17 protein-coding genes are annotated in these 18,940 nt (G+C 67.9%); 11 read left to right on the forward strand and 6 right to left on the reverse strand.

Going from position 1 to position 18,940, the window contains the following annotated elements:
* Window positions 1–146 precede the first annotated feature (146 nt).
* From NQ204_RS03165 to NQ204_RS03195, 7 genes are all read left to right on the forward strand, one after another.
* Window positions 147–2,609 (forward strand): S9 family peptidase, encoded by a 2,463-nt coding sequence (locus NQ204_RS03165; RefSeq protein ID WP_116863305.1) that lies wholly within the window; start codon window positions 147–149, stop codon window positions 2,607–2,609.
* Window positions 2,610–2,731: 122 nt separating this feature from the next.
* A complete protein-coding gene (locus NQ204_RS03170) occupies window positions 2,732–3,058 on the forward strand; it encodes a hypothetical protein (protein WP_116863306.1) in 327 nt (108 codons plus the stop codon).
* 18 nt (window positions 3,059–3,076) lie between these two features.
* Complete coding sequence (locus tag NQ204_RS03175; RefSeq protein ID WP_116863307.1) at window positions 3,077–3,418, forward strand: hypothetical protein; 342 nt, start codon at window positions 3,077–3,079, stop codon at window positions 3,416–3,418.
* Between the two features lie 136 nt (window positions 3,419–3,554).
* Entirely contained in the window at window positions 3,555–5,942 is a 2,388-nt protein-coding gene (locus NQ204_RS03180) for a GH92 family glycosyl hydrolase (protein WP_256643048.1), read from the forward strand.
* A gap of 93 nt (window positions 5,943–6,035) precedes the next feature.
* Window positions 6,036–6,455 carry a hypothetical protein gene (locus NQ204_RS03185; RefSeq protein WP_116863309.1) on the forward strand — a complete coding sequence of 140 codons (420 nt, stop codon included), beginning with the start codon at window positions 6,036–6,038 and terminating at the stop codon, window positions 6,453–6,455.
* A gap of 8 nt (window positions 6,456–6,463) precedes the next feature.
* Entirely contained in the window at window positions 6,464–7,258 is a 795-nt protein-coding gene (locus NQ204_RS03190) for an SGNH/GDSL hydrolase family protein (protein ID WP_256643049.1), read from the forward strand.
* Between the two features lie 31 nt (window positions 7,259–7,289).
* Window positions 7,290–7,757 (forward strand): hypothetical protein, encoded by a 468-nt coding sequence (locus NQ204_RS03195; protein ID WP_256643050.1) that lies wholly within the window; start codon window positions 7,290–7,292, stop codon window positions 7,755–7,757.
* A gap of 9 nt (window positions 7,758–7,766) precedes the next feature.
* Here the strand turns inward: NQ204_RS03195 and NQ204_RS03200 are convergent, their stop codons facing one another.
* The gene (locus tag NQ204_RS03200) at window positions 7,767–8,312 is read right to left on the reverse strand and encodes a thioesterase family protein (RefSeq protein ID WP_116863312.1); all 546 of its coding nucleotides are present in this window, start codon (window positions 8,310–8,312) and stop codon (window positions 7,767–7,769) included.
* 69 nt (window positions 8,313–8,381) lie between these two features.
* Here NQ204_RS03200 and NQ204_RS03205 point away from each other — a divergent pair, with 69 nt between their 5' ends.
* From NQ204_RS03205 to NQ204_RS03220, 4 genes are all read left to right on the forward strand, one after another.
* Entirely contained in the window at window positions 8,382–8,963 is a 582-nt protein-coding gene (locus NQ204_RS03205) for a TetR/AcrR family transcriptional regulator (RefSeq protein ID WP_116863313.1), read from the forward strand.
* A gap of 79 nt (window positions 8,964–9,042) precedes the next feature.
* Entirely contained in the window at window positions 9,043–9,822 is a 780-nt protein-coding gene (locus tag NQ204_RS03210) for a hypothetical protein (protein WP_256643051.1), read from the forward strand.
* 71 nt (window positions 9,823–9,893) lie between these two features.
* Window positions 9,894–10,682, forward strand: a complete 789-nt coding sequence (locus NQ204_RS03215; protein WP_256643052.1) for a hypothetical protein — start codon at window positions 9,894–9,896, stop codon at window positions 10,680–10,682.
* A gap of 22 nt (window positions 10,683–10,704) precedes the next feature.
* Entirely contained in the window at window positions 10,705–11,223 is a 519-nt protein-coding gene (locus NQ204_RS03220; protein ID WP_116863316.1) for a hypothetical protein, read from the forward strand.
* A gap of 39 nt (window positions 11,224–11,262) precedes the next feature.
* Here the strand turns inward: NQ204_RS03220 and NQ204_RS03225 are convergent, their stop codons facing one another.
* From NQ204_RS03225 to hutI, 5 genes are all read right to left on the reverse strand, one after another.
* On the reverse strand, window positions 11,263–13,371 hold the full coding sequence (locus NQ204_RS03225) for a TonB-dependent receptor family protein (RefSeq protein WP_256643053.1): 2,109 nt from the start codon (window positions 13,369–13,371) through the stop codon (window positions 11,263–11,265).
* A 227-nt stretch (window positions 13,372–13,598) separates the two neighbouring features.
* Complete coding sequence (gene hutU / locus NQ204_RS03230) at window positions 13,599–15,266, reverse strand: urocanate hydratase (RefSeq protein ID WP_256643054.1); 1,668 nt, start codon at window positions 15,264–15,266, stop codon at window positions 13,599–13,601.
* Entirely contained in the window at window positions 15,263–16,117 is an 855-nt protein-coding gene (hutG, locus tag NQ204_RS03235; RefSeq protein ID WP_256643055.1) for an N-formylglutamate deformylase, read from the reverse strand. The genes hutU and hutG overlap by 4 nt, the downstream gene beginning before the upstream one ends.
* Window positions 16,114–17,655, reverse strand: a complete 1,542-nt coding sequence (gene hutH, locus NQ204_RS03240) for a histidine ammonia-lyase (RefSeq protein ID WP_256643056.1) — start codon at window positions 17,653–17,655, stop codon at window positions 16,114–16,116. Before hutH ends, hutG begins: the two co-directional genes overlap by 4 nt.
* Window positions 17,652–18,875, reverse strand: a complete 1,224-nt coding sequence (gene hutI, locus NQ204_RS03245; RefSeq protein ID WP_256643057.1) for an imidazolonepropionase — start codon at window positions 18,873–18,875, stop codon at window positions 17,652–17,654. Before hutI ends, hutH begins: the two co-directional genes overlap by 4 nt.
* Window positions 18,876–18,940 lie beyond the last annotated feature (65 nt).

Genomic DNA, 18,940 nt, shown 5'->3' on the forward strand with positions numbered 1-18,940 from the left:
TACCGGAGGTTGCCGACGTCGATGGTAGCGCCGGGCCACGCCCGGCGAGCATTGCTTCCGGCCCATTCACAACCCACCCCGGGGTGCTAGATTCGGCCGATGCCCGCTGTCTGGCGGGTGCCCAATCACACCCCAGGGGATCAAGGATGCTCATCCATCGCACCTCTCTGGCGGCGGCCATTGCCGTTGCCACCGTCGGCCTGCTGGCCGCTGGCCCGGCGCTTGCCGACTACGCAAAGCCGCCGGAGCACCTGCTCAAGGTGCTGAAGGCACCGCCGCCGCCGGCACCGAACGTCGACCCGAGCGGGCAGCGCCTGCTGCTGACCACCGCGCAGACCTATCCGTCCATCGCCCGCGTGGCACAGCCGTACCTGAAGCTGGCCGGCGTGCGCCTGGAGCCGAAGAACCGCAGCCGTCACGACACCCCCGGTGGCTACGGCATTCCGGCCTGCGTGGCCGATTTCAGCGTGGTGGAAATCGCCAGCGGCAAGACCACCAAGGTCGATCTGCCGCAGGGCTGTGCCGGTGCGGCGCAGTGGTCGGCCGATGGCAGCCACTTCGCGTTCCAGAACGCGGTCGATACCAGCGTGCAGCTGTGGGTGGGTGATGCAGCCACCGGCCAGGTCAAGCAGGTGCCGGGCGTGCAGCTCAATCCGATCTTCGGCAGCACCGTGCAGTGGCTGGGTGGCAGCCAGAACCTGCTGGTGAAGCTGGTGCCGGCCAACCAGGGCGCAGCCCCGTCCGACGGCGGCGTGCCGACCGGCCCGGACGCGCAGGAATCGCTGGGCAGCAGCGGTGAAAGCAGCACCTACGAAGCCCGCGACACGCTGACCAGCGCACATGACGAAAAGCTGTTCGCCTATTACGGCGCCTCGCAGCTGGCCGTGGTCGACACCACCAGCGGCAAGGTGCGCCCGGTCGGCAGCGCCGCCATCTTCAACGACGTCAGCGCCGCGCCCGATGGCGTGCACGTGCTGACCGAATCGATCAAGCCGCCGTTCTCGCACGCGGTGACCTACCAGCGCTTCGCCAACGACGTTGCGGTGCTGGACATCGCCAGCGGCAAGACCACCGCCATCGCCAGCCTGCCGCTGGCCGACCGCGTGCCGGTGCATGGCGTGCCGGAAGGTCCGCGTGGCTTCGACTGGCGCTCCACCGATCCGGCCACCCTGGTCTATGCGGAAGCGCTGGACAAGGGTGACTGGAAGGTGACCGTGCCGCACCGTGACCGCGTGCTGATGCTGAAGGCCCCGTTCAATGGCAAGCCGGTGGAAATCGCCCGCACCGCACAGCGTTTCGAAGGCCTGGCCTGGTCGGCGGATCCGGCCGTGTCCTTCATGTTCGAGAACGACGAGAACCGCCACTGGGTGCAGACCCGCATCGTCGATGTCGACCAGCCGAAGAAGGAAGGCCGCCTGCTGTGGGACATGTCCAGCGATGAGCTGTACGGAGACCCGGGCAACCTGGTGTTCAAGCGCCTGCCCAACGGCGCCGCGGTCGTGCGCCAGGAAGGTAATTTCGTGTTCCTGCGCGGGCAGGGCGCTTCGCCGCAGGGCGACCGTCCGTTCCTCGACCGCCTGGACCTGGGCTCGCTGAAGAGCGAGCGCCTGTTCCGCAGCGATGCCGATGCGTATGAGCAGTTCCTCGGTTTCAGCAGCACCCCGGGCCGTTATCTGACCTGGCACCAGTCGGTGATGGACGCGCCGAACGCGTTCGTGCGCCAGCAGGGTGAGGCGGTTGCCGCAGCGAAGGAGGGCGAGGCGCAGTTCGCGTCCACCGCCACCGCGCTGACCAGGCTGGTCGACCCGACCCCGGAAGTGCGCCAGATCAAGAAGCAGCTGGTGACCTACAAGCGCGCCGACGGCGTGGATCTGTCCTTCACCCTGTACACCCCGCCGGGCTACAAGGAAGGCCAGCGCGTGCCGGCGATCCTGTACGCGTACCCGGCCGACTTCGCCAACGCCGCCCAGGCCGGCCAGGTGTCCGGTTCGCAGCAGACCTTCACCCGCCTGCAGCCGTACCGCCTGATGCTGCTGGCCGGCTACGCGATCATCGACAACGCCTCGTTCCCGATCGTCGGCGACCCGAAGACTGCCTATGACACCTACCTGGAGCAGCTGGAAGCCGACGCCAAGGCGGCGGTGGACAAGGCCGTGGACATGGGCGTGGTCGACCGCAACCGCATCGGCGTCACCGGCCACAGCCATGGTGGTCTGATGACTGCCAACCTGATCGCCCACACCAACCTGTTCAAGGCCGGCGTGGCGACCAGCGGTTCGTACAACAAGACGTTCACCCCGTTCGGCTTCCAGAACGAGCGTCGCTCGGTGTGGCAGGCGCAGGACGTGTACCTGAAGGCCTCGCCGTTCTTCTACGCCGACAAGATCAAGCTGCCGCTGCTGCTGGTCCACGGCGAAGACGATGCCAACCCGGGCACCGAGCCGTTCCAGTCGCGCAAGCTGTACCAGGCCATCCGTGGCAACGGTGGCACCACCCGCCTGGTGATGCTGCCGAACGAACCGCACTGGTACACCGCGCTGGAATCGAACGAGCAGCTGGTGTCGGAGATGCTGAACTGGTTCGACACCTACGTGAAGAACGCGAAGTAACGTCGAGCCTGCTCGATTGCCAGCGTAGAGTCGAGCCATGCTCGACTCTATGCTGGCAATGCCATTGCGTTGCCGCAACGCTGCGGTACGCTGCAGCACTGGTGTTGCCACGGATGCGCTCAATGAAAACCATCGTTCTTGCTGTGTTCCTGTCACTTGCCATCGCACCGGCCATCGCGTCGGCGCAGGATATGACCGGTCAACTGGCTGCGCTGGGCATCACCGCCGGCATGCCCTATGCCAAGGCCAAGCGTCTGCTTGATGCAGCGGGCTGGCATGCCACGCCGCTGGAATCAGGGCAGGCCCCGCTGCCGGACTTCCCCGAGATCGAATGCGGCCAGGGCCGCGATGCGGTCTGTTCGGCGGGCTTCCACAAGAACGATCGATCGGTGGCGATGATCATCGGCACCACGCAGGCGGGGCAGCCGTTCGTGCAGGGCACGTACTGACCGCGCACGGACGTCGCCATGAAAAACGCTGCACGTGGACGTACCGGATGGGGATGGCTGCTGGTCGGCCTGTTGTTCAGCGGCACCGCTGCGGTGGGCTGCACCGCACTGGGCCGGTTTGCGATCCCGCAGTTCGCTCAGCAGTTTGCCGAAGCGGGCCAACCGTTGCCCGCGATCACCCAGTTCTTCGCAGGCAGCTACGGACTGGCCTGGCTTGGCCCGTTGCTGGTGATCGCCGCCTGGCTGGCAGGGCGGGCGCGGCTGTCGGCGTTGGTCGGCAGCGTGACGCTGATGGTGGCTACCCCGCTGGCCATGTTTGCGGCCTACCTGCCGCTGTTCAAGCTGGGCACGTTGTACTGACCAGCGCGCGGCCCGGTGGCTGCGACCATGACCGGATACCGCCAACCATGACCTCCGGCCCGTCGCCGGGCGCTCGGGCGCGTACTACCCTCAGTGGTTCAAGGCGCGTGGGTGCCTCCTTCCACTGGAGTTGTCGATGTCCCGTTCGTTGCTGGTCGTCGTTTCCGCTGTCTTGACGCTGTCCCCGCTGCCGTTGCTGGCCGCCAGGGCACCCGCGCAGGACCTGGCCGCCGAGGTCAATCCTTTCATCGGCACCACCAACGCCGGCAACGTCTACCCGGGGCCGACGGTACCCTTCGGCATGGTGGCCTTCAGCCCGGAAATGACCGCACTGCCGGGCAAGCGCTTCCCGATTGCCGCGCCCGGTGGCTATGAGTGGCGCAGCAACGGCGTGCGCGGTTTCAGCCTGACCCATGTCAATGGCACCGGCTGCACCGGCGCCAGCGGCGATATTCCGTTGATGCCTATAACCCTGCCGGTCGAGCTGTCGCCGTCGTCGGCCGATGCCGGCGTGCGCTATACCAGCCTGCTGGACCACGCGAAGGAAACCGCCAGCCCCGGCGCCTACACGCTCACCCTCGACAATGGCGTGGCCGTAAGCCTGGCAGCCACGGCGCGCACCGCGGTGGGCCAGTTCCAGTTCCCCGCCGACAAGCCGGCCAACCTGCTGTTCCGCACCTCCGACAGCGAAGTGGGCAGCGGCGATTCGACCATCATCATCGACCCGGCCACGCGCACCGTGCGCGGTTCGGTCACCAGTGGCAACTTCTGCGGCTACCTCGCCGAGGACCGCCGCGAGAGTTACTACACCCTGCATTTCGTCGCCGAGTTCGACCAGCCGTTCGAAGTGGGCGGCACCTGGCGCGATGACACCGTGCAGGGCGGCGCGCGCGAGGGCGGCGGTGGCACCACCTATGGCAGCAAGGGCCACCCGCCGGCAGGCAAGGGCGCGGGCGGTTGGATCAGTTTCGATGCCAAGCGCACGCCGCAGGTGACCGCGCGCATCGGCATTTCCTACGTCGATGAAGCCGGCGCGCGGGCCAACCTGCGCCGCGAGAGTCCGCAGGGTACGACCGTGGCGGCCACGCAGGCGGCCACCCGCGCGAAGTGGAACGATCTGCTGGGCCAGGTGCGGGTGCAGGGCGGCACGCCCGACGAGCGCACCGTGTTCTACACCGCGCTGTACCACGCCATGCTGGCGCCCAACCTGCACAGTGATGGCGATGGCCGTTACCGCGGCATGGACGGCAAGGTGCATGCGCTGGCCAAGCGGCAGCAGGCGCAGTACGCCAACTACTCGGGCTGGGATGTGTACCGCTCGCAACTGCAGCTGCTGACCCTGCTGCAGCCGCAGGTGGGCTCGGACGTGGCGCAGTCGCTGCTCAACCAGGCCGACCAGAATGGCGGCGTCTGGGATCGCTGGACCCACATCACCGGCGCCACCGGCGTGATGAACGGCGATCCGTCGCCGCCGTCGGTGGCGGCCATCCATGCCTTCGGCGGCCGCAGCTTCGACCTGCAGCGCGCCTACGCCTCGCTTAAGAAAGCAGCGACCGTGCCCACCGCGCGTGATCTGGACAAGCGCGGTTGCCCGGTGCTGTGCGTGGGCCAGCGCCCGGGCCTGGACCAGTGGCTGGCCCTGACGTACATGCCGGAAGGCGCACCGGGCTGGGGCAGTGCGGCCGATACGCTGGAAATGGTCAGCGCCGATTTCGGCCTGTCCGAGCTGGCCCTCGCCGCCGGCGATGCGCAGGGTGCAAAGCAGTTCCGTGAGCGTTCCGGCTGGTGGCGCAATCTCTACAACCCCAAGGCCACCGCGCAGCAGGGCTACATCCAGCCGCGCAATGCCGATGGCAGCTGGCCGGCGTTCGACCCGGCCGCCGACGACGGTTTCGTCGAAGGCAGTGGCGCGCAGTACCTGTGGATGGTGCCGTTCGACCCGGCGGGCCTGTTCGAGGCGCTGGGTGGCCGCGCGGCCAGCATCGCGCGGCTCGATGCGTTCTTCCGCAAGCCCGACGGTGCGTGGGCAGTGACCAAGTCCGGCCCGCTGCACGCCGAGCTGGACAACGAACCGTCCATCGCCGCGCCTTGGCTGTACAACTTCCTCGGCCAGCCATGGAAGACCCAGGAAACCGTGCGCCAGGCGATGCGGCAGATCTGGACCAATACGCCCGAGGGCATGCCTGGCAATGATGATCTCGGCCAGATGTCCTCGTGGTACGTGTGGTCGGCGCTGGGCCTGTACCCGGTGTATCCGGGCCGAGCGGACCTGGTGATCGGCAGCCCGCTGTTCACCGAAGCGGTGATCACCCGCCCGGGCGCGAAGATCGTGGTGCGTGCACGCGGCGCAGCGATGGAAGCGCCGTACGTGCAGTCGCTGCAGGTGGATGGCAAGGCCAGCAATGCCAGCTGGCTGCCGGCCAGCTTCGTGCAGCTCGGCGGCACCCTCGACTTCGAACTGGGCAGCACGAAGAACGAGCAGTGGGGCGCGCAGGACGTACCACCCTCGCACGGCCCCCGGTAAATCCACCCCATGCGTGGATGAAACATCGCACGGCCGGGCGCCACCCGGTCGTGCTAGCCTGACCGTGCAACAGACAAGCGGCAGGAGGTTCCCATGGAAATTCCACAGGACGTGTACGAGCACGTACTGGGCGTGGCGGTCGAAATGGCCAATGCCAGCACCCACGGCGATACCCGCAGCCAGTGGCGGCTGCACGACGAACTGCGGCAGTACTGCGACGCGATGGCGGTGGAAGGCCGCGACCATCCCTTCCTCTGGGAAACCCTGGGTGACTTCACCAGCGACAGCGGCGTGGCCATCGGCTACTACGAGCGCGCGCTGACCCAGGCGCGCCAGCTGGGCGTGATCGAAGGCGAAGCGTCGATCTGCCTGGAGCTGGCACGGCGCCACATCGACCAGGGTGAAAAAGAGCGCGGTTACGAGTTTGCGCTGCTCGCCGACGAAGCCGCGCGGCAGACCGACGACCTCGATCTGCGCCGCGAAATCAGTCAATTCCTACTGGAAAACACATGAGTCCTCGCATGATTCTGATCCGCAGCTGCATCGCAGCCTTCGCCGCTCTTTGTGCACTGCACGCGCATGCGCAGACGGGCGCCGTTGCGATCAACCCGTTGCTGACCAAGCCTGCCTCGGCAGTCACGCCTGAAGAAGTGACTGGCATGCAGCAACGGCTTGCCGACTGGCCGGAGCTCAGCCGCTATCGCGAGGCGAACGCGCGCCTGCCAGCGAAACAGACAGGTGTTTCCCGGATCGTGTTCTATGGCGATTCGATCACTCAGAACTGGGGCGAAAAAGACCCCAGTACGTTCTTCCCAGGCAAGGGATACATCAACCGCGGTATTGGCGGGCAGACGTCGCCGCAACTGCTGCTGCGGTTCAGCCAGGATGTCATTGCCCTTAAGCCGGAGGTCGTGGTGATTCTGGCAGGGACCAATGACCTGGCGGGCAATACCGGGCTGGCCACCCAGTCCATGATTGAAGACAACGTGCATGCGATGGTGGACCTGGCCCGGGCGCACGGCATTGGCGTGGTCCTTGCCTCGGTGCTGCCCGTGAGTGATTACCCTTGGCTGCCCGGGACATCACCCGCACCCAAGGTGCGTTCATTGAACGCTGCGCTTGAGCGGTACGCTGCCGCGAAGGGAGTCGTGTATCTGGATTACTACAGCGCGCTGACCAATACAGCAGGCGGAATTGACCGGTCGTTGGCCTTTGACGGCGTCCATCCCACCGCGGCGGGGTACGCAATGATGGCGCCGCTGGCCGAAGCGGCCATTGCACGCGCGCTGGAGGCGCTCCCGGCGTCGCGCCGCTGAGCGCTTATCAGGCTCTGATCGAGAGTGCATGATGGCCGCTGTCTCCGACAACGTGCTCGAGGCCGTGGCGCGCGCCGTGTTCAAGCGCAGCCCGGTGCTGGTCACCGAACTCTATTCAAGCGCTGGCGAGCAGCCGCGCCGCTACGATTCTGCCGAGGCCCTGTGCGAACACGGCAGGGCATTGCAGTGGGTCTCAGGCGGCATGTTGCTGATCGGCGTGCAGTACGCGGACATGGGCGGCGCCGTACGCGTGCGCCCGTTTGACAGCGGGCGCGGTGACTCCGCGCGGGTCATGGTGTCCGGCTGGGGGCTGATCTCGATCCTGCTGCCGATGGCCATCGATGTGAACGTCAGCGCGAAAGTGCAGGCCCTGACCGAGCGCGCCGCACTGGCCCGCGAGCGCGGCGCGCTGGACGTTCCGCCGGTGTGCGACTGGAACTGGAAAGCGGTGGAGTCGCACAAGCGTCGCTTGCAGGATGTACTCCGGAAAGCCCTGTAAGGCGCCCGCTCAGTCGTCGTCGCGCTTCAGCGCCGTATCCGCCGCCAGTAGCGCCTGCGCGGCCGCACTCAGTGGCGGCGAGGGCGGCGTATCGCAGCCAATGGCCGCCATCATCCGTTCCATCCCGACGAACCTGCGCGCGCGGCGGTCGTAGATGCCGGTGACCAGCAGCGCGCGGGTGGCAACTTTCTGCTCCCGCCCGACCAGCACGCGCTGCTCCATGATGATGCGCGTACCGACCCAGCCGGCCAGCCGCGTTTCCAGCGTGAACTGCTGGAAGGGCTTGAGTTCGCGCCGGAACTGGATGGTGCCCGCACCAACGATGGGTGCCCACTTCTCACGCAGCGCCACCTTGCCCAGGCCCATGCGCAGGATCAGGTCCAGCCGGCCCAGGTCGAAGATGTTCCAGTAGCGGCCGTTGGTCATGTGCAGGTTGCTGTCCAAGTCGTTGGGCAGCACCCGGAACGGCAGCCGCGAGACCCCGAACGGGGCCTCCAGCTTCGGCCGGAACAGGCTGCACAGCAGCAGGTGGAGCAGGCGGAACCAGAGATTCATGACTATGACGACTGTTATAGGACGGGCGATACGCTAATCTATGACGACTGTCCTAGCAAGGTGAGCGGCATGAGCCCGCGAGCGTCCGATGCCCCCCAGCGCGTGATCGATGCGGCCGCCCAGATGCTGGCGCGGGTCGGGCTCAATGCCACCAGCATCCGTGAGGTGACCAAGCTGGCCGAGGCGCCGCTGGGCTCGACCTACCACCATTTCCCGGGCGGCAAGCAGGAGCTGCTGGCCCGCGCCACGCAGATGGCAGGCGACAAGGTGGAAGCGCTGCTGGTGGAGCTGCTGCGTGGCGGCGCCGTGCCGGGCCTGCAGCAGTTCCTGGCGATGTGGCGCGAGCGCCTGCTGCGCACGCAGTTCCGCGCCGGCTGCCCGGTGCTGGCCGCGGCGGTGGAAGAACCGGTCGAAGCGGTCGCGAGCCAGCCACGCGCGGCAGCGGCCGAAGTGTTCGCGCGCTGGCAGGGACATCTGGCCCAGGCCTTCGTGGCCGACGGCCATGCGCCGGAGCAGGCGGCCGCGCTGGCCAGCCTGGTCATCGCCAGCGTGGAAGGTGCGGTGGCCATGAGCCGCGCGCTGCAGGACATCGCCCCGTTCGACCAGGTGGCCGCCCAGCTGCTGAAGGCAGCCGCGCCGCCCACACGCTAGAATCGACCCGAACGCACCCACGCGTGCCCGGCAAGGATGTCCGCATGCTGCACTCCCTGTGGTCCGGCCCAGCGCCGGCATGAAGCAGACCAAGCGCTTCAAACGCACGCCGTTGAAGCTGCCGATGACACGCAGCAGTGAAGTCGCCCGCGCGCGTCGGCAGCTGCAGTACCACGGGTGGCCGCGCCTGCAGATGGCGCTGATCGTGTTGCTGACAGGCGGCGCCGGTTTCCTCGCCTCGCACGCGCTGCGCCTGGCCGGCCTGGACAGCATGCTGCTGCGTTATCCGCTGGCGATGCTGCTGGCCTATGCCGTGTTCCTGCTGCTGATGTGGCTCTGGATCCGCTGGCGCTGGGGTGCGGTGGCTGACGGTGCTGCCGAGGTCGCCGGCAATGGCGGCGGCGGTGGCAGCTCCCCACGCGCGGGCCCTTTGTGGGGCGGCAGCGGCGGCCACTCCGGTGGTGGCGGTGCTTCGGCGTCGTGGGCTGAAGCCTCGACCTCATCCATCACCGGCACCGATGGTGCGTCCCTGTTGGAGGTTGCAGACGGGGGGGCCGGATTGCCACTGCTGGCCGTGCTCTGTCTTCTCGCGCTGGTGGCCACCGTGCTGCTGGCCAGCGTCTGGGTGGTGTGGTCGGCACCGGTGCTGATGGCTGAGCTGCTGGTGGACGCCGCCATTGTCGGTGGCCTGTACCGGCGCATGCAGGGCATGGGCGCGCAGGGGTGGTGGCGGTTGTGCCTGTCGCACACGTTCTGGCCACTGCTGGGCCTGGTGGTGTTCTTCGCCGTGCTGGGCTGGAGTGCACAGCAGCTGACGCCGGAGGCGGTCAGCCTGATGCAGGTGGTGCAGGCGCTGTAGCGTTGCTGCGCGTGCCCGCAGGGGCGCGGTCCTTCTTCAACACAGGGTGCTCCAGCACCGGGTGGGTGGTCATGACCAGGTACGTTGCATGGAAGCGCATATGGGCCATCGCCGCTGTGGTCTCGGCAGTAGCGTTGCTGTGCCTGGCCTGCACGCTGAAACCCTGGCAAAGCGCGTCCCTCGGGCCGCCGACGGTGAACCTTGGCACCGCGCAGATGCAGGCGGAGATCATGGCGCTTGCGATCAGGAACCCCATCCTGCCACCGCCGCCCCGGTCGTTGCCGGTGCCCATGGCGATGGGGGGCCGTGGGACTGCAAGGGCAGACCGCTGGCGCCCCGAGGTGCAACCGCAGTTGTCCGATCCTGTGCCTGCCGCAACCATCGTGATCGACCACACACTGCCGTACTGCCTGCCGGAAGGTCATGCCTGGTTCTGCCAGGACGACGATGACCTGGTGGACTGGGTAGAGGAGCGCCCGATGTACCTGCTGCGCCGGCAGCTGCAGGCACAGCTGCCGCTGGCCAACCGGCGCAGCAGGCGGGTAACGGATGCAGCGCTGGAGGGCGCTGCGCATCTGGGTTTCGTGCAGCTGCGTACGATCCAGAAACAGGGTTGCCAGCGGTCCGCAACGGAAGAGAGCCTTGAAGAAAGCGTGATCCTCCTGCTGTCGACGCCGGTGTTCAGTGCGGACAACCAATGGGCCATGATCGCCGTGGCCGCTGACTACTGTTCAAGCATCGGGGGCCAGCGTTCCCGTATGCTGTTCCACAGGGAAGAGGGGCAGTGGGTGCTTGAAAGGCCCGAACTGGCCCTATCGGGAATCCGTCGAGGGCGGGCGTTGTGGCCCGGCCGGGAATGAGTCAATAGCCAAGGAGAGGCACATGCAATCTGCTGCACGCAGTAACAGGATGTGGTGTTGGATGATGGGCGCGATGTTCGCGCTGTTGATGCCCTTCACCGTGATGGGCCAGGCCGCACCTCCTGCGGCGCAACCGACCGTCGATACCGCCATCGCTGCCGAAGAGGTGAAGTGCCCCGCCTGCACCTACGAACGCATCGGCCGAAAGGTCGATATCGGTCTGGTTGCCTTGATGGCCGCGCTGATCATCGGCGTGCTGTTCGCCGTCTCCCGCGAGTGGGGAACGCCCTCGCAGCGCTGGACCTGCCGCAGCACGGCCCTGTTCCTGGCGGCGATGGGCTTGGTGTTCGTGTGGCGCGCCGGCAGCGTGCTTTACCTGGGCTACAGCCCGTGGCAGGAGGTGCCGTCGCTGGTCATCGCAGGGTGGGTCGATGGCCTTCTGACCACCTCGCCGCGCTGGCTGATGGCCCTGCTGCTGATGGCGGCGGCCCCGCTCATCTGGAGGCGCAGCGAGCAGCTGCCACGCTGGCGCATCGCCTGAGGCAGCGCCGGGCAATGCCCGGCGTTTCCACGCTGGCGCTCAATCAAAGCGCCAGCGCAGCCCTGCATACACGCCGCGGCCTTCGCCCGGCGTCGAGCGCGCGACATCCTTGCCCGCGTCGTTGTAGCCCGGGGTGACCGTGGCCGCGTAGTGGCGGTCGCCGATGTTGCGCATTTCCGCCCAGGCCTGCCAGCGGCCACCCGGCGCGTCGTAGCCGATGCGGCTGCCGAAGATCACGTGGCTGTCGGCCCAATAACTGTTGGCGTAGTCCACCGCGATGCGCGAGGCGTATTCGGTGTTCAGTGCGGCGTACAGGCCGGAGGCACGGTCGAAGCGCAGTTCGGCCTGGTAGCTGTGCTGCGGCAGGCCGGGCAGGCGGTTGCTGCCGAAGCGTGCGTCGTGGCGGTAGCGGAAGTCGCTGAAGGTGTAGGCCTGGCGCACCGACAGGCGGCCCGGCACACCCTGCCACAGCGTGCTGTCCAGCCCGGCCTCGATGCCGCGGTGCACGGTGGGGCTCGCGTTGTTCTCTGCAACGAACAGGTTCGGCACCGGCTGCAGCTCGACGCTCAGCAGTTCGTGGTTCACGTGCGCGTAGTAGCCGGTCAGTTCCCAGCGGCCCAGCGCGGCTTCGCCACGCGCGCCCAGCTCCAGCGCGGTGGCGGTCTGGCTCTGCATCGGCACCGGCGTGCGCTGGCGGCCGGTCGACGGACCGTTGCCGGCGCCGAAGAACTGGTTCGAACCCCAGATCATCGACCACGGGTGCGGCGCTTCCACCGAGCGGCTGAGGTTGCCGAACCACTGCGTCTGCGCACTGTGCTGCCAGGTAAAGCCCAGGCGCGGCGCGTAATCCCAGTCGTGGTCACGCAGGCGGCCGCCGCTGGTGGGCCAGGTCACCTGCACATCGCTGCGGGTGTTGATCAGCGCCAGACCGGTCTGCACGCGCAGGCGATCATTCACGGCCAGGTTGTTGCCGATGTGCAGCGTGCTCTGGGTGCCGAGATGGCGGAAATCACGCGTGCGGGTGCCGGCCGCATAGCCGTTGCTGGCAAAGCGCAGCGACTCGCGCACGTTGGCATCCAGGTCATGGGTCACGCGCAGGCCGACGGTGGTTTCGCTGTCCAGGCCGAACAGCGGATGACGGCGACGGTAGTCCAGCGTGGCGTTGAGGTCGGCGTAGTCCAGCTGCTGGCGGTAGAGGCTCTCGCCCAGGTCCATCGGGTACTTGTGGTAGACCAGCCCGGCCTGCAGCGAGGAATCTTCGTCGATCTGCAGCGTGGTGATGTTGCCGATCCAGGTGCTGCCCGGCTGCGGACGGCGCGCGTCGATGGCGAGGTTGGCCGGGTTTGCCGCGCGCGGGTCGTTGCGGATCTGGTCGCGGGTCAGGCGCCCGGGCGTTTCGTGATTGGTCTCGCGGTAGCGCACGAAGAAGCGGGTCTGCAGGTCCGGGCTGATCTGCCAGCCGATGTTGGCCACCGCGCCTTTGCCGTCGCCGCGCGCGTGGCGCTGGTAGCCGTCGAACTCGCTGTCGGTGTAGGCCAGGAAGTAATCGACATCGCCACTGACACCGCCCCAGCTGATTCCGCGCTTCTGGTAGCCGCGGCTGCCGGCCTCGTAGTGCAGCTGCACGCCGGCCGAGTCTCGGCCGCTGCGGCTGACATAGTCGATGGCGCCGCCCAGCGCCAACGCGCCGCGCTCGAAACCATTGGCGCCGCGCAGCACTTCCACCCGCGACAGCCACAGCGGTTCCAGCAGTTCGTAGGGCGTGCCGCCCGGTCCGGTCAACGGCAGGCCATCGAGGGAGACAGCAATGCCCGAGGCATGCGCGCCCGGCCCACGGTTGATGCCCGAGCCGCGGATCGACACCTTGGTGCCCTCGTTGCCCGGCGACTGCGCGCTGATGCCCGGCTGGTAGGCCAGCACATCGGCAGTGCTGGCCAGGCGGCTGTCCGCCTTGGCCACGTCGATCACGTTGCTGGCGCCCGGCACGCGCTTCAGCGCCTCGCGCGCCTGCGCGCTGGCATCGGCGGCAGTGACCTGCACGGCATCGAGGGTGGTGGCCTGTGGGGCGGCTTGGGCGGTGGTGGCGAGGCCGAGGGACGCGGCCAGGAACAGCAGGGACGGGGTGGGGCGGTAGGACGGAAGCGACATGCGGACAGGCTGTAAACCACGAGAGTGGCGCGCAAGTTAACAGGTCGCGGGCGGTACGTCACCCCTGCAAGCAAAGCCGAGCATGGGCTCGGCTTTACTTGGATTGCCGGGTAGCGCCGGGCTATGCCCGGCGGCACAGAGATCCCTGGTGGTGCCGGCCGCCGGCCGGCAACGAGCGGATCCCAGGGCAGAGCCGGCCAGCGGCCGGCACTATCGATGGAACTTGATCAGCCCAGGATCCCCGGCAGATACAGCCCCTTTTCCTTCGCGCACTCCACCGCGATCTCATACCCGGCATCGGCATGGCGCATCACCCCGGTGGCCGGGTCGTTCCACAGCACGCGCGCAATCCGCTTCGCCGCCGCCTCGGTGCCATCGCAGACAATCACCATGCCGGCGTGCTGCGAAAAGCCCATGCCCACGCCGCCGCCGTGGTGCAGCGACACCCAGGTCGCGCCGCTGGCGGTGTTGAGCAGGGCGTTCAGCAGCGGCCAGTCGGACACCGCATCGGAACCATCGGCCATCGCCTCGGTCTCGCGGTTCGGCGAGGCCACGCTGCCCGAATCCAGGTGGTCGCGGCCGATCACCACCGGCGCCTTCAGTTCGCCGTTGGCCACCATCTCGTTGAAGGCCAGGCCCAGTCGATCGCGGTCGCCCAGACCCACCCAGCAGATGCGCGCGGGCAGGCCCTGGAACTTGATCTTCTCGGCGGCCATGTCCAGCCAGCGGTGCAGGTGCGGGTTGTCCGGAATCAGCTCCTTCACCTTGGCATCGGTCTTGGCGATGTCTTCCGGGTCCCCGCTCAGCGCGGCCCAGCGGAACGGGCCGATGCCGCGGCAGAACAGCTGGCGGATGTAGGCCGGCACGAAACCGGGGAAGTCGAAGGCATTGGCCACGCCTTCTTCCAGCGCCATCTGCCGCAGGTTGTTGCCGTAATCCACGGTCGGCACGCCCAGCGCATGGAAGCCGAGCATGGCGCGGATGTGGTTGGCCATCGACGCACGCGCAGCCTTTTCAACTTCCTTCGGTGCGGAAACACGCTTCTCGTCCCACTGCTCGACCGTCCAGCCCTGCGGGAGGTAGCCGTTCACCGGGTCGTGCGCCGAGGTCTGGTCGGTCAGCAGGTCCGGCTTGATGCCGCGTTCCAGCAGTTCGGCCAGTACGTCAGCCACGTTGCCCAGCAGGCCGACCGATTTCGGCGTGCCCGCCTTGCAGGCTTCATCGATCAGCCGCAGCGCCTCATCCAGGTTGTCGGTCCAGGTGTCCAGGTAGCCGGTGCGCAGGCGCATGTCGATGCTGCTCTTGCGGCACTCCACGGCCAGGCACGAGGCGCCGGCCATCACCGCGGCCAGCGGCTGCGCGCCGCCCATGCCGCCCAGGCCACCGGTGAACAGCCACTTGCCGGTCAGGTCGCCACCGAAATGCTGGCGGCCCATTTCCACGAAGGTTTCGTAGGTGCCCTGCACGATGCCCTGCGCGCCGATGTAGATCCAGCTGCCGGCGGTCATCTGGCCGTACATGGCCAGGCCCTTCTTATCCAGCTCGTTGAAGTGGTCCCAGGTGGCCCAGCGCGGCACCAGGTTGGAATTGGCGATCAGCACGCGCGGTGCATCGGCATGGGTGCGGAACACGCCCACCGGCTTGCCCGACTGCACCAGCAGGGTCTGGTCATCCTCCAGCCGCTTGAGCGTTTCGACGATGGCATCGAAGCTTTCCCAGTCGCGCGCGGCGCGGCCGATGCCGCCGTACACCACCAGTTCCTGCGGGCGCTCGGCCACGTCCGGGTGCAGGTTGTTCATCAGCATGCGCAGCGGCGCTTCGGTCAGCCAGCTCTTGGCGTTCAGCGTGGTGCCGGTGGGCGCGATGATGGTGCGGCTGGGGTCGTTGCGGGTCATGCGGCGCTCCGGTTCGTAGCGAATTCAAGGCAGGCAGTGAGCACCTGCGCCAGCGTGTGGCGCAGCGGTGCGGCGTGTTCGGGGTCGAGCGGGGTGGGCCAGCTGTGCTCGTCCACCTGGTCGGGCAGGGGTTCGTGCATGTAGCCACGGCAGGCCAGTTCCATCTGCAGCGTGTGCACGCCGCCGGCAATGTCGCTGTAGTGGCGGGTGATCCAGCCGCCCTTGAAGCGGCCGTTGCGCACCTGACTCATGCCGCTGATCTTCAAGAGGTTCTCCACCACATCGCTCAGTGCGTTGTCGCAGGAGGTATCCGGTGCACCGGACGGACCGGCCGTGCCCAGGTTGAACTGCGGCAGTTCGCCGTCGAACAGGTGCGGGATATGCGAGCGGATCGAATGCGCGTCATACACCACCACCGTGCCGTGGCGCGCACGCAGGCGTGCGATCTGCACGGCCAGCGCATCGTGGTAGGGCGCGAAATACGTGTCGCGGCGGCGGCCGATCTCCGCTTCATCCGGCTCGCGGCCGGCGTGGTACAGCGGTTGGTTGTCGAAGGTGGTCAGCGGGCACAGGCCGGTGGTGTTCTGGCCCGGGTACAACGACACGCCGCTGGGGTCGCGGTTGAGGTCGATCACCGAACGCGAGATCGCCGAGCGCACGGTGGTCGCGCCCATGCCGCGCACGAAGTCGTACAGCTCGTGCACCCACCAGTCGGCATCGCGCCGCGCCAGCCACGGCGAGTGGTAATCGCCCATCAGCTCGTGCGGTAGCTCGCTACCGGTGTGCGGGAAGCTGACGATCAACGGGGCATCGCCCTCGTGCACCGTCAGCCATTCGGGGAGGGCGTTCATGCCTGCGGCTCCACGGTCGGCAGCAGCGCACCCAGGCCCTGCGCCAGCGCGCCGCTGCGCACCAGGTTCGTGGCGATCACCATGTCCGGGTGGAAGTAACGGTCTTCTTCCAGCGTCGGCACCTGCGCGCGCAGGGTGGCGCGCACGGTTTCCAGTGCGGCGCTGGAGCGCAGCGGCGCATGGAAATCGCAGCCCTGCGCCGCAGCCAACAGCTCGATGCCGATCACGTTGGCCGCGTTCTCGGCCATCTGCATCAGGCGGCGGGCACCGTGCGCGGCCATCGACACGTGGTCTTCCTGGTTGGCCGAGGTGGGAATGGAATCCACGCTGGCCGGGTAGGCGCGCTGCTTGTTTTCAGAGACCAGCGCGGCGGCGGTCACCTGCGGAATCATGAAGCCGGAATTCAGGCCGGGGCGCGGGGTCAGGAACGCGGGCAGGCCGGACAGCGCCGGGTCCACCAGCATCGCCAGGCGACGCTCGCTGATCGAACCGATCTCGCACACGGCCATCGCCAGCATGTCGGCGGCGAAGGCCACCGGCTCGGCGTGGAAGTTGCCGCCGGACAGCGCTTCGCCGGTTTCGGTGAACACCAGCGGGTTGTCGGTCACGCCGTTGGCTTCGATTTCCAGCGTGGTCGCGGCCTGGCGCAGGATGTCCAGCGCCGCGCCCATCACCTGCGGCTGGCAGCGCAGGCAGTACGGATCCTGCACGCGCACATCGTTGTCGCGATGCGATTCGCGGATGTCCGAACCCTGCATCAGCGAGCGCAGCGTGGCGGCAGTGGCGATCTGCCCGCGCTGGCCACGGATGGCATGGATGCGCGGATCGAACGGCGTGTCCGAGCCCTTGGCTGCTTCCACCGACAGCGCGCCGGTCACCAGCGCGGCCTGGAACACGGTCTCGATCTCGAACAGGCCGGCCAGCGCATAGGCGGTGGAGAACTGGGTGCCGTTGAGCAGGGCCAGGCCTTCCTTCGCGCCCAGTTCGATCGGCTGCAGGCCGGCACGTGCCAGTGCGTCGACCGCCGGCAGGCGTTCGTCGCCGATGAAGGCCTCGCCTACGCCCAGCATTACGCTGGCCAGGTGCGAAAGCGGTGCCAGATCACCCGACGCACCCACCGAGCCCTGCGCGGGCACCACCGGCAGCACGCCCTTCACCAGCATCGCTTCCAGCAGGAGCAGGGTTTCCTCGCGTACGCCCGAAGCGCCCTGCGCCAGGCTCACCAGCTTCAGCGCCATCATCAGCCGCACCACGCTGGCCGGCATCGGCTCGCCCACGCCGGCGGCATGCGAAAGCACGATGTTCCGCTGCAGGGTGGCCAGGTCTTCGCGCTCGATGCGCACGCTGGCCAGCTTGCCGAAGCCGGTATTGATGCCATACACCGGCGCGCCCTTGGCGACGATGGCGGCGACGGCCGCTGCGCTGGCGCGCACCACCGGCAGCGCGGCCGGGTCGAGCGCAAGCGGCGCACCGCGGTAGACCTGCCGCCACTGGGCAAGGGTGACATGGCCGGGGCGAAGAACCAGGGTGTTGCTCATGTGTTGCTCCAGGAAGCAGGCAGGTCGGGCTGCCCGCGCACCACGCGCGCGTGCAGCGGGTTGAATCCCATGCGATAGACCAGGTCGGCCGGCGCGTCGATGTCCCAGATCGCCAGGTCGCAGTCCAGGCCCACCGCCAGGCGGCCGATGCGCTCGCCGCGGCCCAGCGCGCGCGCCGCTTCACGGGTGAAGCCGGCAATGCATTCGTCCACGGTCAGGCGGAACAGGGTGGCGCCCATGTTCATCGCCAGCAGCGGACTGGTCAGCGGCGAGGTGCCGGGGTTGCTGTCGGTGGCCAGGGCCAGCGGCACGCCGGCCGCACGCAGCGCGGCAATCGGGGGCAGGGTGGTATCGCGGGTGAAATAGAAGGCGCCGGGCAGCAGCACGGCCACGGTGCCGGCGGCGGCCATCGCGGCAATGCCGGCATCATCAAGGTGTTCGATATGGTCGGCCGACAGCGCACCGAAGCCGGCGGCCAGTTCGGCGCCATGCTGGTTGCTCAGCTGTTCGGCGTGGATCTTCACCGCCAGCCCGTTCGCACGCGCCGCCTCGAAAACCTGCCGCGCCTGCGCCGGCGAGAACGCGATGTTCTCGCAGAACACGTCCACGGCCTCGGCCAGGCCTTCGGCAGCAATGGCCGGGATCATCACGTTGCACACATCGTCGGTGTACTCCTGCGCCTCGCGCCCCGGCGGTACCGCATGCGCGCCGAGGAAGGTCGGCACCACGTTCACCCGGCACTCCTCGCCCAGTGCGCGGGCCACCTGAAGCTGCTTGCGCTCGTCGTCCAGGGTCAGGCCGTAGCCGGATTTGATCTCGACCGTGGTGATGCCTTCGGCGCGCATCGCCAGCAGGCGATGGCGGCTTTCCGCGGCCAGCTGCTGCGGCGAGGCGGCGCGGGTGGCGCGCACGGTGGAGACGATGCCGCCGCCCGCGCGGGCGATGTCGGCATAGCTGACGCCCTGCAGGCGCTGCTCGAATTCATTGGCGCGGTTGCCGGCGTAGACCAGGTGGGTGTGGCAGTCGACCAGGCCGGGCGAGATCCAGCGGCCTTCGCCATCGATGCGGGTGGTCGGCTGCAGGTGCGCATCGCTGCCGGCCGGGCCGACGTGGGCGATGCGGCCCTCGGCGCAGGCCAGTACACCATCGGTGATGAGACCCAGGCCCTCGCCATCGAGGGTCATCAGGTGGACGTTGGACCAGAGGGTATCGACGTGCATGGCATCCACAACGCGGCTGTGCTTATATGTCTATACAATATAGACGTCCATTTCGGGTTGTCCAG

The organism is Stenotrophomonas testudinis (assembly GCF_024499815.1).
GTDB lineage: Bacteria > Pseudomonadota > Gammaproteobacteria > Xanthomonadales > Xanthomonadaceae > Stenotrophomonas.

Excerpts from the sequence above, each read along its gene's own strand:
- NQ204_RS03170 (WP_116863306.1), top strand. The coding sequence starts at position 2,732 with ATGAAAACCATCGTTCTTGCTGTGTTCCTGTCACTTGCCATCGCACCG.
- NQ204_RS03190 (WP_256643049.1), top strand. The coding sequence starts at position 6,464 with ATGATTCTGATCCGCAGCTGCATCGCAGCCTTCGCCGCTCTTTGTGCA.
- NQ204_RS03210 (WP_256643051.1), top strand. The coding sequence starts at position 9,043 with ATGAAGCAGACCAAGCGCTTCAAACGCACGCCGTTGAAGCTGCCGATG.
- hutI (WP_256643057.1), bottom strand. The coding sequence starts at position 18,875 with ATGCACGTCGATACCCTCTGGTCCAACGTCCACCTGATGACCCTCGAT.
- hutH (WP_256643056.1), bottom strand. The coding sequence starts at position 17,655 with ATGAGCAACACCCTGGTTCTTCGCCCCGGCCATGTCACCCTTGCCCAG.
- NQ204_RS03225 (WP_256643053.1), bottom strand. The coding sequence starts at position 13,371 with ATGTCGCTTCCGTCCTACCGCCCCACCCCGTCCCTGCTGTTCCTGGCC.
- NQ204_RS03175 (WP_116863307.1), top strand. The coding sequence starts at position 3,077 with ATGAAAAACGCTGCACGTGGACGTACCGGATGGGGATGGCTGCTGGTC.
- NQ204_RS03220 (WP_116863316.1), top strand. The coding sequence starts at position 10,705 with ATGCAATCTGCTGCACGCAGTAACAGGATGTGGTGTTGGATGATGGGC.
- NQ204_RS03180 (WP_256643048.1), top strand. The coding sequence starts at position 3,555 with ATGTCCCGTTCGTTGCTGGTCGTCGTTTCCGCTGTCTTGACGCTGTCC.
- hutG (WP_256643055.1), bottom strand. The coding sequence starts at position 16,117 with ATGAACGCCCTCCCCGAATGGCTGACGGTGCACGAGGGCGATGCCCCG.
- NQ204_RS03200 (WP_116863312.1), bottom strand. The coding sequence starts at position 8,312 with ATGAATCTCTGGTTCCGCCTGCTCCACCTGCTGCTGTGCAGCCTGTTC.
- NQ204_RS03185 (WP_116863309.1), top strand. The coding sequence starts at position 6,036 with ATGGAAATTCCACAGGACGTGTACGAGCACGTACTGGGCGTGGCGGTC.
- NQ204_RS03205 (WP_116863313.1), top strand. The coding sequence starts at position 8,382 with ATGAGCCCGCGAGCGTCCGATGCCCCCCAGCGCGTGATCGATGCGGCC.
- NQ204_RS03195 (WP_256643050.1), top strand. The coding sequence starts at position 7,290 with ATGGCCGCTGTCTCCGACAACGTGCTCGAGGCCGTGGCGCGCGCCGTG.
- NQ204_RS03215 (WP_256643052.1), top strand. The coding sequence starts at position 9,894 with ATGACCAGGTACGTTGCATGGAAGCGCATATGGGCCATCGCCGCTGTG.
- NQ204_RS03165 (WP_116863305.1), top strand. The coding sequence starts at position 147 with ATGCTCATCCATCGCACCTCTCTGGCGGCGGCCATTGCCGTTGCCACC.
- hutU (WP_256643054.1), bottom strand. The coding sequence starts at position 15,266 with ATGACCCGCAACGACCCCAGCCGCACCATCATCGCGCCCACCGGCACC.